Here is a 14,747-nt window from a genome sequence, read left to right as displayed (position 1 = left end):
TACAGCTCAGCTAAGGTAAGGCTAATACAGATAAGGACTCCACTGAACCCCACCGATTAAATCGCACCTTCCTTAAACAACCTATCCCTACGACTGACTTGGGTTCACTGGCTCCTGCAACTCGAAGTATTCTGGGTATAAGTATATTGTCAAAAAATAATACTACGGTATTTGCTGATGAATTCAGTTAAGGGCATAAAGATGATGTGCTGCTATAACTGACTCTCGTCCGCAGTATTCTTCTGCTCATTATCTCGCCCTAACCCGCCAATAAACGGTAAGCGTAAGCGCAGCGGCCAGATATTGAACCCGACATTTAGCCCCAGGACTTTGAGTTCAACGCCCTCTTCTGCACCGAGCGTCACGCCTGCAACCCCCAGCAGCGATAACTGCACGCCACGCCCTGACGGCGGCAATCCGATGGGGTTTTGCAGCGAACGGTAATCTTTTCCCACCGCGTTGGCGGGCATATCCAGTTTCAGCGCAGGCACTTCGCGTCCAATATGGGCAATAAAGGTATTGCTGTTAGGGCCAGGCCAGGCGTGGTAAGTGTTCGGCCATGGATAAGAGGCAATCGCGGCCTTAATTTGTGGGATCATGGCCTGTGCTTCTGGCCCACGATGTTCCACCAGCAGACGGGGCCGGGCGCCATACCAGTAGCCATCCGCCGGGTTGCGATTGAGCCGTACTTTCTCACCGCCGCCCCAGGCGATCACTTCATAGCGGTAATATTCCGTTTCCCCGGCAGGTTTAAAAATGATCCACGGATGCACCGCCACAATCCCTTTCCAGCCCCAGGTGGGCGCGGCGTAAACCTGAACAATGGCCTGGCGGGCATTATCCCGGGGATTGGGCGCTAAGCCTGCAGAGTCACGTCGGGCAGACCACCACCCTTCCTCGGGCAGGGACTGCCGCTGATGCACGGCCTGGACCTGGCTTACCACCAGCGAGAACAGAACAATACAAAGAAAGCTCAGGCCAAGCGTTTTAATCGCGATCATGGATGTCTGCAATGAAGGAGAATGAACATGTTACGTCTGCGCATTGTACCGCTGTTTTTCTGTTCAGCAACAAATGAAGAGCGGGTAGCCAGGAGCGGTTTCCGCTCGCGACATCGTAAAATTTGTCGATCGGGCCATATGCTTTTTTCGACATAGCAAAGGTGAAAACAGGCATCGAGTAAATCAAATGAAATACAGATTGCCCTTTTCTCTGTATTTTATTGCTTAAGATTTAACAGATTTTAAATACCCGAAGATGCCTGATAACATTTTCGCCAGCGAAAATATTAAAAACAGCCGCCGATTCCCTTAGTTAAAATAAGGATATGGTTATTATTAAGTAATATTTTACCCATCTGCGAATAACGACCAGGATGCGATTTTATCTCCTCGCTTATGGGTATAACTATGACAGCCACTTGCCGTTATTTCTTTCTTTTTATTATTTCTGTACTTTTTTCCGGACAGGTTTTTTCACAGGAAACTTTACGCATCGGTTACCAAAAATCAGCCACCACGCTGGTATTGCTGAAAGGAGCCGGTTCACTGGAGAAACGTTTAGCGTCGCAGGGTGTCGGGGTCAAGTGGACTGAATTCCCGGGCGGCCCGCAACTGTTAGAAGGGCTTAATGTCGGTTCGGTTGATTTTGGCTTTACCGGCGAAACACCGCCCGTTTTTGCCCAGGCCGCTGGGGCAAATCTGGTTTATGTCGCCAATGAACCGGCTTCACCAACGGCAGAAGCTATTCTGGTTCCACAGCATTCTCCCCTCAAATCCGTCGCCGACTTAAAAGGCAAAAAGGTTGCCTTAAATAAGGGGTCAAATGTTCACTATTTATTGGTGCGGGCATTAGAAGATGCCGGGCTAAAATACAGTGATATCACCCCGGTATATTTACCGCCTGCCGACGCTCGCGCCGCATTTGAAAATGGCAGCGTCGATGCCTGGGTTATCTGGGATCCGTTCAGTGCCGCCGCAGAACATCAAATTCATGCCCGCGTTTTGCGTGACGGGCGCGGGATTGTCAACAACTACCAGTTCTACCTGGCGACGCGTAATTTCGCCAGCCAGCATCCAAAAGTGATCGCTGCACTGATCGAAGAAATTCGGCTTATTGGTAGCAAAGCCACCCAGGATCCGCAGGCCGTCACCCGCCAGATAGCCCCCTTGTTAGGGCTGCCGGAAGATATCACCCAGGTCGCGGTCGAGCGTCAGGGTTATGACGCCCGGTTTATTTCACCGGAGGTCATCGCCAGCCAGCAGCGCATTGCCGATACCTTTACGGCGTTGAAAATCATCCCCAAACAGCTGGATATCAGGCAGTCAGTCTGGCAACAGCCGCAATAAGCCTCTTTATTTCACAGGAAATCAATGCGATGAACAGAGTGTTTAAGCCCGTGCTGACACGGCTGACCCCCTGGTTGATCCCGCTGCTGCTGCTTGTGTTCTGGCAAGGCGCGGTAATGTCCGGCTGGCTCTCCACCCGCATACTGCCGGCGCCTGGTGCGGTGCTTAAAGCGGGCTGGTCGCTGGCGTACAGCGGTGAATTATGGCAACACCTGGCGATCAGTAGCTGGCGCGCGGCCGTCGGGTTTGGCATTGGCGGCAGCATCGGCCTGCTGCTGGGGCTGATTACCGGGTTGTCGCGCTCTGGCGCACTGCTTATCGACAGCACGGTACAGATGGTGCGCAACGTCCCGCATCTGGCGCTGATCCCGCTGGTTATTCTGTGGTTCGGCATTGATGAGTCCGCCAAACTTTTCCTCGTCGCCCTTGGCACCTTTTTCCCGATCTATCTCAATACCAGCCACGGGGTTCGTCATGTGGATGCCGGACTGCTGGAAATGGCGAGGAACTACGGGTTATCCGGGTTTGCGCTGTTTTGCCAGGTCATTCTCCCCGGCGCGTTGCCCTCCATTCTGGTTGGGGTGCGCTTCGCGCTGGGGCTGATGTGGCTGACGCTGATTGTGGCCGAGACCATCTCAGCCAGTTCCGGCATCGGCTATCTGGCGATGAATGCCCGTGAGTTCCTGCAAACGGATGTGGTAGTGATGGCCATCATCCTGTACGCCGTGCTGGGCAAGCTGGCAGATATTGCCGCCCGTTTGTTAGAACGCCGCTGGTTGCGCTGGCACCCCACATACCAGACCGCCGGAGGTGAAGAAGCATGAGTGCGCGAATCTATTCGGTGAATCAGGGCATCCCCCTGGCCACACAGCAATTAGGTAAACATTTCAGGCAGCGCAATGTATTAAACGCGCTGGATTTGCAGATCCCCGCCGGGCAGTTTGTGGCGATTGTCGGGCGCAGCGGCTGCGGCAAAAGCACTCTGCTGCGCCTGTTTGCCGGACTGGAGAAGCCCAGTAGCGGCCAGCTGCTCTCGGGAAATCAACCGCTCCACCACTTTCGCCAGGATATCCGTTTGATGTTTCAGGATGCCAGGCTGCTGCCGTGGAAAACAGTGATTGAAAATGTCGGCATCGGCCTGACGGGCGACTGGCGAGCGCAGGCCGAAGACGTCCTCTCTTCCGTTGGGCTTGCCGGTCGTGAGAACGACTGGCCGTCGGCGCTGTCCGGTGGGCAAAAGCAGCGCGTGGCACTGGCCAGAGCGCTGATCCATCGCCCGCGAGTATTGCTGCTCGATGAGCCGCTTGGGGCGCTGGATGCCCTGACGCGCATTGAAATGCAGCAACTGATTGCGCGGTTATGGTCGGAGCAAGGGTTTACCATTCTGCTGGTCACGCACGATGTCAGCGAAGCGGTCAGCATTGCCGATCGGGTGATCCTCATTGAACAGGGTGCGATTGGCCTGGATGTGGCTGTCGATCTGCCTCGCCCACGACAGCGGAGTCAGGCGCGTCTGGCAGCGCTGGAAAACCAGGTTCTGGAACACATTTTTAACCGGCACGATGTCCCTGCTGACAACCCAGCAGACAGTGCGATGACCTACAACGGGAGACGGCAATGAGCCTGGAAGAGACGGTATTAAGCCCACAGGAAGCGCGCATTTTGCAACCCGGTTCAGCCCCTCGCGCCGGGGCGTCACGCAGAACAGATAAGATCCTCGCTGAGATCCAGCAAGGTAAGCCCGGCATTGATGTTGAGCGCGCCCGCTACTTTACGGAGTCGATGCGTGCAACCGAGGGGCAATTGCTGATTTTGCGTTGGGCAAAAGCGATGTATCACATTGCGCAGCACATCACGGTGTATATCGACGATGAGCAACTTATTGTGGGGCGCGCTGGCAAACCGGGGCGCTACGGTATTTTGTATCCTGAACTTGATGGCGATTTTCTCGATACGGCGATAAGCCAGCTACCTGCTCGTCAGGCGTCCCCTTTTACCATTGAGCAACAGGACAGTCTGATTATCCGGCAGGAGATTTCACCTTACTGGCAGGGCAAAACCTACCACGAACATTTATCTCAGGCATTGCCGGAAGAGACGCTGCGCCTGACGTATGATCCGAAGGATCGGCTGACCTCCCGCTTTATCGTCAATGAGACCTCGTCTTTTCGTTCATCCATTCAATGGGTTCATGATTATGAGAAGGTCTTACGCCTGGGGTTTAAGGGCATCCGCCAGGATGCTGAGCAGCGCCTGGCGCAGTTAGATCCCCTCAACCCCGTTGATAATGTAGAGAAAGCGCCGTTTCTCCAGGCGATCATTATTACCTCCGACGCCATCGTATTGTGGGCGCAACGTCATGCTCATCTGGCCAGAACGCTGGCGGAGAAAGAGGCCAGCCCACGGCGACGCCAGGAGCTGCTGGACATTGCCGAGCGCTGCGAATGGGTGCCTGAGAACCCGGCGCGGGATTTTCGTGACGCCTTGCAGGCGCAGTGGTTCACCCAGCTGTTCTCGCGTATGGAGCAGAAAACGGGGACCATTATTTCCAATGGCCGCATGGATCAGTACCTGTTTCCTTATTATCAGCGTGATATCGAAAAAGGCATTCTTAACGACGAGCAGGTGCTGGAGTGGCTGTCCTGCGTCTGGGTCTCGATGGCCCAGTTCGTGGATCTGTATATTTCAGCGACCGGCGGCGCATTTAACGAAGGCTATGCCCACTGGGAAGCAGTGACTATCGGCGGACAAACTCCTGAAGGGATGGACGCCACCAATGCGTTGTCGCACCTGTTTTTACGTTCAAAGCGAGAATTCCCGCTGCACTACCCTGATTTAGCCGCCCGCATCCATAACCGTACCCCGGCGCGCTTTCTGCATGATATTGCCGAAACCATTAAAGAGGGCACCGGCTTTCCGAAACTGATTAATGATGAGGAAGTGGTTCCCCTTCTGCTTTCCAAAGGGGCGACATTCTTACAGGCTTATGACTATGCGGTGTCCGGATGCGCGGAATGCCGTATGCCAAACCGGGACACCTACACCAGCCCTTGCGCCTACATTAATTTCCCCGCCGCGCTGGAAATGACGCTCTATAACGGGCGGATGCAGCGCCACGGAGCTGAATTACTGGGGCTGGAAACGGGAGATCCATTGACCTTCGCCACCTGGGAAATGTTCTGGGATGCCTATCTCAGACAGCATATTAATTTTCTTCGTCACGCCTTTATTCAGCAAAAAGTAATTATCGATTTGCGGGCGAAACATTTTGCCTGGCCGCTGGGGACGGCGCTGCATGATTTAGCGATGGATGCCTGTAAGGACATCCACCAGCCCGTCATTGAGGGGGGAATCGATTTAGGTTACTTCGAATTTATGGGTTACGGGACAGTCATTGATTCGCTGGCAGCCATTAAAAAATGGGTCTATGACGAAAAGCGGATCACCCTGTCGCAACTGCTGACAGCGCTGGAAGATAACTTTGAGCATCACCAGGTGCTGCGTGCCCTGCTGATGAGCGCCCCAAAATATGGCAACAACAATCCCTACGCTGACGATATTGGCAAAGCGCTGGATAAAGCCTGCCTGGAATTTACACGCCAGTATTCGCAGACTCTCGGCGTGCATCTCGATCTGCGACTGGTGCCTTTTACCTCCCACGTGCCCTTTGGCAAAGTGGTTCACGCCACGCCTAATGGTCGCCTGGCGTGGATGCCGTTGTCTGACGGGTCGTCGGCATCTCAGGGCTGTGACGCCGAAGGGCCGACTGCGGTGCTGCTGTCAAATTACAAGACCAAGAACTATCAGTATCGGGAGCGGGCGGCACGGCTGCTGAACATTAAATTCACCCCATCTATCGTCGCAGGCGAAGCGGGAACCCGCAAACTGTGCGATTTGATCAGGGCGTGGTGCGACCTCAAACTGTGGCATGTGCAGTTCAACGTAATAAACCGCGAAACGCTGCTGGCGGCAAAAGCCGATCCGGACCGCTATCGGGGGCTTATTGTGCGCATTGCGGGCTACAGCGCCTGGTTCACCGATTTATCGCCCGATTTACAGGATGACCTGATTGCCCGCACCGGGCATGAGGCATTCTAGCACCCCGCAGCCACCGCCCTGCCGCCGGTGGCTGTCCCGATTTTTCTTCTACAGGATGATGTTATGGCGACCGCCACCGAACAGATAACCGGCTGGGTATTCAATATTCAGCGCTACTCTCTGCATGATGGCGCGGGGATCCGCACGGTGGTGTTTTTAAAAGGCTGCCCGCTGCGCTGTGCGTGGTGCAGCAACCCAGAATCTCAGTACGGAACGCCAGAAATCGCACTGGATCCCCGCAAATGCCTGGGTCAGGCGTTTTGCGGCCTGTGCCAGCCGCAGTGTGAAACCGCCGCGCTGAGCTACGCAGCGGCAGGTGAAATACAGATTGATCGCAACCGTTGCTCCGGGTGCCTGCAATGCAGCGCGCAATGCCCGACAAAAGCATTACGTCATTTTGGTGAACAAATGCATGCAGGACAGGTGCTGGATCTTATTGAGTCCGAGGCTATTTTTTATCAGCGCTCCGGAGGCGGCTTAACGCTCAGCGGCGGTGAGCCTCTGATGCAAAGTGCATTTACGCTGGCCTTATTGCAGGAGGCCCAAAACCGGCATATCAATACCTTGCTGGAAACCTGCGGAGATGCAAACTGGACAACCTTGCATACCATTGCGCCTTACGCCGATACGGTATATTTCGATATTAAAAGTCTTGATGATGTACAGCATCGCCGGTTTACCCAACGCACTAATCGCACGATCCTGAATAATCTTCGCCGTTTACGTCACACATTCCCTGCGTTGCCGATTCACGTGCGGACGCCGTTGATCCCGGGATTTAATGCAACTCAGCACGATATCGACGCGATTATTGATTTTATTCTTCCTCTGCCCGAGGTTAGCTATGAAATCATTCCTTACCATCGCTTAGGTCGTGATAAATACCACGCCCTGGGCCGGGAATATCCGTTACGAGAACAAAGGTTATTAACGGAGCAAATTAACAGTATTGTCGACCGTGCCAGAGACCGGTGTGGGGAACGTTATGGCGCCCCTGCCGGGTAAAGCGCGGCGGGTTTTATTTGCCTTCAATAACTTATTACCCATTACCTTACGACAAGAATATCTGAGTATCGCGTGGTATAGCGTGGCGACAGCATTTCCCTTTTCATTTGCCACTGTTGCTGAGTGCCCTGCCCGGCGAAATACAGTGTCCCCTTCCCATTCTTTGCATTTAGTTTATCCAGCAGAGTCATAAGCGAATCACTGTTAGCGCGCGGCGCATTCTCATCAAATAAATTAAGCTGTGCGACGCCCTGGCTGAAAAAATCGCCGAGCATGACCCCGGCTTTCTGGTACCGGTGGCCCTTTTTCCAGATGGCGTCCAGACAGCGCGTGGCCGCCGCAATGATATCCCTGCTGTCCTGCGTCGGGGTAAGGAGCTTCACTGACGCACTGTTGCCGTAATACGGCTCATTGGGCGCAAAGGGGCTGGTTTTAATAAACGCCGAAATAAACCGGGCATACTGGTGTTCGCCCCGGAGCTTTTCCGCTGCGCGCGCCGCGTAGGAACAAATCGCCTGGCGCATATCCTCATAATCGGTGATGCGATCGCCGAACGACCGCGAGCACATAATTTCCTGCTTCGCCGGTGCAAACTCTTCCAGCTCAAGGCAGGGCTCGCCCCGCAACTCCCTGATGGTTCGCTCCAGCACGACGTTAAAGTGTTTGCGGATAACCCAGGTGGATTGCTCTGATAAATCCAACGCGGTTTTGATACCCAGCGCGTTCAGCTTTTTACTGATTCGACGCCCTACGCCCCAGACGTCCTCGACGGGTACCCGCGCCATTAATCGCCGCTGTCTCTCAACATTCGACAGGTCAACGACGCCACCGGTTTGCTCCTGCCATTTTTTCGCCGCGTGATTGGCCAGTTTGGCTAACGTTTTGGTCGGCGCGATGCCCACCCCCACCGTTAAATGCGTCCTCTGCAAAAGGGTCTGCCTGATTTCCCGCCCGAACGTCTCCAGCACCCGGCAGTTGCTGACCCCAGTCAGGTCACAAAATGCCTCATCGATACTGTAAATTTCTATGCGTGGGGTTATCTCCTCCAGCGTCGTCATAACCCGGTGCGACATGTCCGCATACAGCTCATAGTTGCTGGAGAACACGGCAATATCGTGGCGGCGAAACGCCTCTTTCTGTTTGAAATAGGGCTCGCCCATCACCACCAGCGACTTTGCCTCAGCGCTACGGGAAATCACACAGCCGTCGTTGTTGCTGAGAACGACCACCGGCCGCCCGCGCAGATCTGGCCTGAACACTGTCTCACAGGACGCATAAAACGCATTCACATCGCAGAGGGCAAACATCAGCGTGTCGCTTTCACGATAAACGTGACGACCCCGAAGATATCGAGCCTGTCTTCGCAACCGATCACGATCGGCGACCAGGCGCTGTTCATCGGGTTGAGCTGCACCGTCGGGCGAAGTTGAAGACGTTTTACCGTAAAACCGCCATCCACTTCAGCAATCACAATATCGCCGTGGTCTGCGGTCAGCGAACTGTCCACCACCAGCAGATCACCGTCGGAAATGCCCCCTTCCGTCATGGAGTCACCCGCGGCTTTGACGAAATACGTTGCGCTGGGGTGGTGGACTAATAACTCATTTAAATCAATTCGTTGCTCAATATAGTCATCCGCCGGGGTGGGGAACCCACATTGCACAAGGTCGCTGTATAGCGGTAGCGCGGCAATTTCGCGCAACTCTGCGGGTTTAATGAATTGCATAATGGCCACCAATGAATACTGTATTTATATACAGTATATCTATCTTTGCCAGCGATCAAGACATCGCTTCAGATACCGGTGCCTGGAAAACATGTATTTCAGGTAAAGGACAGTTTGGGATGAAGGGATTAGGGGGAGTGTAAATTTTTCAGGGGCCGGTTCGGATGTGTGGAACTGACTTGTGGACGGTGCTTAATCGGCCAGCAGCGCGGACAGAGACTGCTCACGGCATTAAATCGATTTCAGATAGTGGGGGACGCAGTAAAGAGAAACAGATATTCAGCGGGCGTATTCTATGGAAGTTCCAAGAGCCATAAAAACAAAGGGGCTACCTTTCGGTAACCCCTTGTTTAATCTGGCGGAAGCGTAGAGATTCGAACTCTAGAACCCTTTCGGGTCGCCGGTTTTCAAGACCGGTGCCTTCAACCACTCGGCCACACTTCCGGAATGAGGCGCACTATAAACATCCCGATGACGTCTGTAAAGCCCGATATTAACTGTTTGCCTGAAAAACAACCAAATATGATTTAATCGCCTGAAATAACAACACATTGACCATTAAATCAGCATAATTCGCGAATCATCAGCCCTCATGTTTTTTGATATAGATATCTTTGGTGTAGTAATTTCCCAGCCGATCGGGGGCAAATCCGCCAACCCATGGCTTAACCAGATGCGTACGGACATAGTGATACAACGGAATGGCCGGGACATCGCGTGCCAGAATGTCTTCAGCCTGCTGGTAATAGTGGCCACGTTGCGCCACATCTTTCGCCTTCGCCGCATTAAGCAGGATTTCGTCATAGGCCGGATTACTGTACTGCGAGGTGTTTTCGCTGTCGCCAGTGCGGAAGTTATTCAAAAAGGTCGCGGCGTCATCATAATCGGCGATCCATGCATAGCGAACGGCATCGAAGTTGCCGGTGTGCATGGTATCGAGCATGGTTTTCCACTCCTGATTTTGCAGCTTCGCCTCAACGCCGAGGTTTTTCTTCCACATTGAGCTGACGGCAATGGCCAGCCGCTGATGGGTTTCCATGGTGTTATAGAGCAGCCTGAATGAAAGCGGATGCGCGTCATTATACCCGGCCTCATTAAGCAGCTTTTTCGCCTCTTCGATACGCTTTTCCAGCGGCCATGCGGCATAGTCCGGCGTGGTCAACGTTACGCCGCCAATTTCCGGCTGACTTACCAGCCATGCCGGACGCTGCCCCTGCCCCATCACTTTTTGCGCGATGATGTCCTTATCAAGCGCCATATTCAGCGCCCGGCGAACACGCGCATCATTAAATGGCGCTCGGGTGGTGTTTAGCTCGTAATAATAGGTTGAGAGCAAAGGCAGAACGCTGACCTGGCTGCCCAGCGTTGCTTTCAACTGGGCGAACTGATTGACGGGTATGCCATAGGTAATATCAATCTCCCCGGCCTTATAGCGATTCACATCGGCGGTTTCAGAGGTGATGGGCAAATACGTCACTTTATTAATGACCGTCGCTTTATTGTTCCAGTAACGCGGATTACGCGCGGCAACAATTTTTTCATTCACCACCCAGTCAGTGATCTTATAAGCACCACTGGTGACAATATGTTCCGGACGGGTCCATTTCTCCGCAAAGCGGTTAATCAGGATTTTGTCGACCGGGATGAGTGAAGGATGGGCAAGCATTGGCAGAAACGCCGCTGTCGGCTGGGTCAGACGAACTTCAAGCGTGCTGTCATCCAGCGCCTTTACGCCAAGGGTATCAGGGTTTTTTGTGCCAAGCGCTATCTCTCTTGCATTCTCAATATGCATATTCCCCGGATAGCTGGCATAAGGGGAGGCGGTTTTCGGATCAACCAGGCGTTGCCAGCTCCAGACCACGTCTTTTGCCGTGATCGCGGTACCGTCGGACCAGGTTATTTTGGGCCGTAGATGGAAGATCCAGACAATATTGTCTTTCGTTTCCCATGATTGCGCGAGACGCGGCTCAATGGTGCCGTCTTTAGTGACCGCCACAAGCCCATCGAACAAATCACTGATAATGTTGAACTCAACATCGCTTTCTACTTTATGTGGATCGAGTGAGGCCGGTTCGCTACCGTTGTTTCGCACCAGTTCCTGGCGTTCAGCAAGTTGTGTGCCTTCCGGCACCACGGCGGCCAGGGCCAAATGAGTGGCACTCAAGCCACTGATTGTTAAGACACTAAGTGCAATACGAGTTAAATAATGTGATTTCATATCCTTCGCCCCGATAAGTTTCCTGCTAACGATGCGCTTACACTCTTAGCGCCCAAAACAGCACAGAGCAATATTTTTCAGCGACATATAAGACACCGGTATGGTTATTTTTTACAAATGCGCATTAATGCCATTATTTTTAATAAATCAAGGATAAACATCTGAGATGATAGCTTTGCATTTTGAGTAAAGATGGGTAAAACAACTAGGTAAGGAAACGGGGATTTTCTATCCTCGTTACTTAATGACATCATTAATAGAGAGTGCCTCATGGATCGTATTATTACCTCCTCGCGCGACCGTACATCGTTGCTTAGCACCCACAAAGTGCTGCGTAACACCTATTTTCTGCTGAGCCTGACCCTGGCCTTTTCGGCGATCACCGCAACCGCGAGCACCTTGCTGGCGCTTCCTTCTCCGGGCCTGATCCTGACGCTGGTCGGCATGTATGGTCTGATGTTCCTGACCTATAAACTGGCTGACAAACCCACCGGTATCCTGGCGGCTTTCGCATTCACTGGCTTTTTGGGCTATATCCTTGGCCCAATGCTTAATGCCTACCTCTCTGCCGGAATGGGCGATTTAATTGGTCTGGCGTTGGGTGGAACTGCGCTGGTGTTCTTCTGCTGCTCAGCCTATGTGCTGACCACCCGTAAGGACATGTCCTTCCTCGGCGGCATGCTGATGGCGGGCGTCGTGGTCGTGCTTATCGGAATGGTTGCCAATATTTTCCTGCAACTTCCGGCATTGCATCTGGCCATCAGTGCGGTGTTTATCCTGATTTCTACCGGCGCCATCCTGTATGAAACCAGCAACATCATTAACGGTGGCGAGACCAACTACATTCGCGCAACCGTCAGCCTGTATGTTTCCATCTACAACATCTTTGTCAGCCTGCTGAGCATTCTCGGCTTCGCCAGCCGCGACTAAGCGCAAAACATCGATGTACCCCGGCCCCGCTTTTAGCGGGGCTTTCTTTTTTGTTACACTGCCAGCCAGTAAATGACTGACCTTGCGATGAATCATGATCTTTGAAGGCAACGAGATAGAAACCGATAGCGAAGGCTATCTGAAAGACACGACGCTGTGGAGTGAAGCACTGGCTGAGGCGATTGCCGAAAACGAAGCGATTACGCTCTCGACAGAACACTGGGAAGTGGTGCGCTTTGTGCGTGAGTTTTACCTGGAGTTCAACACCTCCCCCGCCATCCGTATGCTGGTGAAAGCCATGGCTAATAAGTTTGGTGAAGAAAAAGGCAATAGCCGTTATCTGTATCGTCTGTTCCCGAAAGGTCCGGCGAAGCAGGCAACGAAAATCGCTGGCCTGCCTAAACCGGTGAAATGCATTTAATACCGGATGTCAAAATGCGTCCAGGCTCTGTCGGAGTGATGCGGTTCCGTAAGCACCCGTTCCACCCGCGCAGAGCGTGGTCCGCCGGCGTTTAACCAGGCGAGCAGTTGCTCAACCTGCCTGCGCTCACCACAGGCAACCACCTCAACGCTACCATCATCCATATTCCGCGCATAGCCGGTTAAACCTAAACGCCGCGCCTCGTGTTGCGTACTGTAACGAAACCCCACGCCCTGAACCCGACCATGAACCCAGCAGATTACGCAATAAGGTGCTTCTTCATTCGTCATACCGATCTCCTGACCCTGTGTCCGTCTTCATTTTAGCCTTTTGTCAGGGTTCACCAACAGGCCAGCAAACTCTGGCACGTTGCAATTGCTGCATGAACCCCTGACAATAGCGCCAAATTTCTCCTGATAACTGAATAATCGACTATGAGTGCACGTTTAGTATTAACCAAAGGCCGCGAAAAATCGTTGTTGCGCCGCCATCCGTGGGTCTTCTCCGGCGCTGTTGCCCGAATGGAAGGCAAAGCCAGCCTGGGTGAGACCGTCGATATCGTCGATGCTCAGGGTAAATGGCTGGCACGGGGCGCTTTCTCTCCGGCATCACAAATTCGCGCTCGCGTCTGGACTTTCGACAAAGATGAAATCATCGACATCGACTTTTTCACTCGCCGCATTCAGCAAGCGCAGGTCTGGCGTGACTGGCTGGCCCAGCGCGATGGTCTGGACAGCTATCGCCTGATTGCCGGGGAATCCGACGGTCTGCCCGGCGTGACTATCGACAGATTTGGCAATTTCCTGGTGCTTCAGTTGCTGAGTGCGGGCGCTGAATATCAACGTCCGGCGATCCTGTCAGCGTTACAGACACTCTACCCGACCTGCTCAATCTACGATCGTAGTGACGTTGCAGTGCGTAAAAAAGAGGGGATGGAGCTGACGCAGGGTCTGGTGGTCGGTGAATTACCGCCTGAACTGCTGCCGATCGAAGAAAACGGCATGAAGCTGTATGTCGATATCCAGGCCGGGCATAAAACCGGTTATTACCTCGACCAGCGTGACAGCCGGCTGACCACCCGCCGCTATGTGGCAGACAAACGCGTCCTTAACTGCTTCTCCTACACCGGTGGCTTTGCCATCTCGGCGTTGATGGGCAATTGCCGCCAGGTCGTCAGCGTGGATACTTCGCAGGAAGCGCTGGATGTGGCCAAAAAGAATGTGGAACTGAACAAGCTCGATCTCAGCAAAGCGGAATTTGTGCGTGATGATGTGTTTAAACTGCTGCGCAAATATCGCGATCAGGGCGAGAAGTTTGACGTTATCGTCATGGATCCGCCGAAGTTTGTTGAGAATAAAAGCCAGCTTCAGGGCGCATGCCGGGGCTATAAAGATATCAATATGTTAGCCATTCAGTTACTGAATCCCGGCGGCGTGTTGATGACCTTCTCCTGCTCAGGCCTGATGACCACGGATTTATTCCAGAAAATTATCGCCGATGCCGCAATAGATGCGGGTCGTGATGTACAATTTATAGAACAGTTCCGTCAGGCCGCCGATCACCCGGTTATCGCGCCTTATCCGGAAGGACTTTATCTGAAAGGGTTTGCCTGTCGCGTCATGTAAGTTGATTTTTGGAACTTTGCCCGCATATCTGCGTAAGTAAAAGATCCTGGGAGGTGACTATGATTGCCAGCAAATTCGGTATTGGTCAGCAAGTTCGTCACTCGCTGTTGGGCTATCTGGGCGTCGTGCTCGATATTGATGCGGAATATTCTCTGGATGAACTACCGGATGATGCGGTGGCGATGAACGACGAGCTCCGCGCCGCGCCCTGGTACCATGTGATCATGGAAGACGATGAGGGTGAGCCGATTCATACCTACCTGGCCGAAGCCCAGTTGACCTGCGAAGTGGCGGATGAACTGTACTAGCTCAGACCTGATCTGACAGTTACCGGTTATTTATACAGGTGTCTGTCAGATTAAATCTGGTTCAGATT

13 protein-coding genes, 1 tRNA gene and 1 pseudogene are annotated in these 14,747 nt (G+C 53.2%); 9 read left to right on the top strand and 6 right to left on the bottom strand.

Features of this window, described 5'->3' with window-relative positions:
• Positions 1-212: 212 nt before the first annotated feature.
• The gene (locus ACSZO4_RS20795; RefSeq protein WP_437890980.1) at positions 213-1,001 is read right to left on the bottom strand and encodes a DUF3750 domain-containing protein; all 789 of its coding nucleotides are present in this window, start codon (positions 999-1,001) and stop codon (positions 213-215) included.
• 408 nt (positions 1,002-1,409) lie between these two features.
• Between ACSZO4_RS20795 and ACSZO4_RS20790 the strand changes: the two genes are divergently transcribed.
• The 5 genes from ACSZO4_RS20790 to ACSZO4_RS20770 all read left to right on the top strand — a co-directional run bounded on the left by ACSZO4_RS20790 (position 1,410) and on the right by ACSZO4_RS20770 (position 7,451).
• Complete coding sequence (locus tag ACSZO4_RS20790) at positions 1,410-2,348, top strand: sulfonate ABC transporter substrate-binding protein (protein WP_437890979.1); 939 nt, start codon at positions 1,410-1,412, stop codon at positions 2,346-2,348.
• A 29-nt stretch (positions 2,349-2,377) separates the two neighbouring features.
• Positions 2,378-3,172: an aliphatic sulfonate ABC transporter permease SsuC gene (gene ssuC, locus ACSZO4_RS20785; protein ID WP_437890978.1), complete on the top strand. Its 795-nt coding sequence runs from the start codon at positions 2,378-2,380 to the stop codon at positions 3,170-3,172.
• Positions 3,169-3,969 carry an aliphatic sulfonates ABC transporter ATP-binding protein gene (gene ssuB / locus ACSZO4_RS20780; RefSeq protein ID WP_437890977.1) on the top strand — a complete coding sequence of 267 codons (801 nt, stop codon included), beginning with the start codon at positions 3,169-3,171 and terminating at the stop codon, positions 3,967-3,969. The genes ssuC and ssuB overlap by 4 nt, the downstream gene beginning before the upstream one ends.
• Positions 3,966-6,446: a (2S)-3-sulfopropanediol dehydratase gene (hpsG, locus tag ACSZO4_RS20775; protein WP_437890976.1), complete on the top strand. Its 2,481-nt coding sequence runs from the start codon at positions 3,966-3,968 to the stop codon at positions 6,444-6,446. The genes ssuB and hpsG overlap by 4 nt, the downstream gene beginning before the upstream one ends.
• 63 nt (positions 6,447-6,509) lie before the next feature.
• Positions 6,510-7,451 (top strand): glycyl-radical enzyme activating protein, encoded by a 942-nt coding sequence (locus ACSZO4_RS20770; protein ID WP_437890975.1) that lies wholly within the window; start codon positions 6,510-6,512, stop codon positions 7,449-7,451.
• Positions 7,452-7,492: 41 nt separating this feature from the next.
• Here ACSZO4_RS20770 and ACSZO4_RS20765 read toward each other — a convergent pair whose 3' ends face one another.
• From ACSZO4_RS20765 to ACSZO4_RS20750, 4 genes are all read right to left on the bottom strand, one after another.
• Positions 7,493-8,758: a Y-family DNA polymerase gene (locus tag ACSZO4_RS20765; protein ID WP_437890974.1), complete on the bottom strand. Its 1,266-nt coding sequence runs from the start codon at positions 8,756-8,758 to the stop codon at positions 7,493-7,495.
• A complete protein-coding gene (locus tag ACSZO4_RS20760; RefSeq protein WP_437890973.1) occupies positions 8,758-9,177 on the bottom strand; it encodes a translesion error-prone DNA polymerase V autoproteolytic subunit in 420 nt (139 codons plus the stop codon). The genes ACSZO4_RS20765 and ACSZO4_RS20760 overlap by 1 nt, the downstream gene beginning before the upstream one ends.
• A 356-nt stretch (positions 9,178-9,533) precedes the next feature.
• Positions 9,534-9,621: transfer RNA gene (locus ACSZO4_RS20755), tRNA-Ser, on the bottom strand.
• Positions 9,622-9,760: 139 nt separating this feature from the next.
• The gene (locus tag ACSZO4_RS20750; RefSeq protein ID WP_437890972.1) at positions 9,761-11,395 is read right to left on the bottom strand and encodes an ABC transporter substrate-binding protein; all 1,635 of its coding nucleotides are present in this window, start codon (positions 11,393-11,395) and stop codon (positions 9,761-9,763) included.
• A gap of 270 nt (positions 11,396-11,665) precedes the next feature.
• Between ACSZO4_RS20750 and yccA the strand changes: the two genes are divergently transcribed.
• Together yccA and tusE are read left to right on the top strand one after the other, a co-directional pair.
• Positions 11,666-12,325, top strand: coding sequence for an FtsH protease modulator YccA (yccA, locus tag ACSZO4_RS20745; RefSeq protein WP_437890971.1), 660 nt, complete (start codon positions 11,666-11,668; stop codon positions 12,323-12,325).
• 91 nt (positions 12,326-12,416) lie between these two features.
• Positions 12,417-12,746 (top strand): sulfurtransferase TusE, encoded by a 330-nt coding sequence (gene tusE, locus ACSZO4_RS20740; RefSeq protein ID WP_437890981.1) that lies wholly within the window; start codon positions 12,417-12,419, stop codon positions 12,744-12,746.
• On the opposite strand, the gene yccX is transcribed toward tusE, so the two are convergent.
• Complete coding sequence (gene yccX / locus ACSZO4_RS20735; RefSeq protein WP_437890970.1) at positions 12,743-13,036, bottom strand: acylphosphatase; 294 nt, start codon at positions 13,034-13,036, stop codon at positions 12,743-12,745. The two genes, tusE and yccX, sit on opposite strands and share 4 nt — an antisense overlap.
• A gap of 144 nt (positions 13,037-13,180) precedes the next feature.
• Here yccX and rlmI point away from each other — a divergent pair, with 144 nt between their 5' ends.
• Together rlmI and hspQ are read left to right on the top strand one after the other, a co-directional pair.
• Positions 13,181-14,371: a 23S rRNA (cytosine(1962)-C(5))-methyltransferase RlmI gene (gene rlmI, locus ACSZO4_RS20730; RefSeq protein ID WP_437890969.1), complete on the top strand. Its 1,191-nt coding sequence runs from the start codon at positions 13,181-13,183 to the stop codon at positions 14,369-14,371.
• Between the two features lie 59 nt (positions 14,372-14,430).
• Positions 14,431-14,670 (top strand): annotated as a pseudogene (gene hspQ, locus ACSZO4_RS20725) (heat shock protein HspQ); the annotation flags it as partial.
• Between the last annotated feature and the right edge of the window lie 77 nt (positions 14,671-14,747).

This window comes from Phytobacter sp. V91 (genome assembly GCF_965644225.1).
In the GTDB taxonomy this organism is placed as follows: domain Bacteria; phylum Pseudomonadota; class Gammaproteobacteria; order Enterobacterales; family Enterobacteriaceae; genus CBFFRJ01.
This window is presented reverse-complemented; position numbering and strand designations above follow the sequence as displayed.

Bases quoted from the DNA above. Each gene is read 5' to 3' on its own strand.
- ACSZO4_RS20790 (WP_437890979.1), top strand. From the start codon at position 1,410: ATGACAGCCACTTGCCGTTATTTCTTTCTTTTTATTATTTCTGTACTT.
- ACSZO4_RS20765 (WP_437890974.1), bottom strand. From the start codon at position 8,758: ATGTTTGCCCTCTGCGATGTGAATGCGTTTTATGCGTCCTGTGAGACA.
- yccX (WP_437890970.1), bottom strand. From the start codon at position 13,036: ATGACGAATGAAGAAGCACCTTATTGCGTAATCTGCTGGGTTCATGGT.
- ssuC (WP_437890978.1), top strand. From the start codon at position 2,378: ATGAACAGAGTGTTTAAGCCCGTGCTGACACGGCTGACCCCCTGGTTG.
- ssuB (WP_437890977.1), top strand. From the start codon at position 3,169: ATGAGTGCGCGAATCTATTCGGTGAATCAGGGCATCCCCCTGGCCACA.
- ACSZO4_RS20760 (WP_437890973.1), bottom strand. From the start codon at position 9,177: ATGCAATTCATTAAACCCGCAGAGTTGCGCGAAATTGCCGCGCTACCG.
- ACSZO4_RS20795 (WP_437890980.1), bottom strand. From the start codon at position 1,001: ATGATCGCGATTAAAACGCTTGGCCTGAGCTTTCTTTGTATTGTTCTG.
- ACSZO4_RS20750 (WP_437890972.1), bottom strand. From the start codon at position 11,395: ATGAAATCACATTATTTAACTCGTATTGCACTTAGTGTCTTAACAATC.
- yccA (WP_437890971.1), top strand. From the start codon at position 11,666: ATGGATCGTATTATTACCTCCTCGCGCGACCGTACATCGTTGCTTAGC.
- rlmI (WP_437890969.1), top strand. From the start codon at position 13,181: ATGAGTGCACGTTTAGTATTAACCAAAGGCCGCGAAAAATCGTTGTTG.
- ACSZO4_RS20770 (WP_437890975.1), top strand. From the start codon at position 6,510: ATGGCGACCGCCACCGAACAGATAACCGGCTGGGTATTCAATATTCAG.
- hpsG (WP_437890976.1), top strand. From the start codon at position 3,966: ATGAGCCTGGAAGAGACGGTATTAAGCCCACAGGAAGCGCGCATTTTG.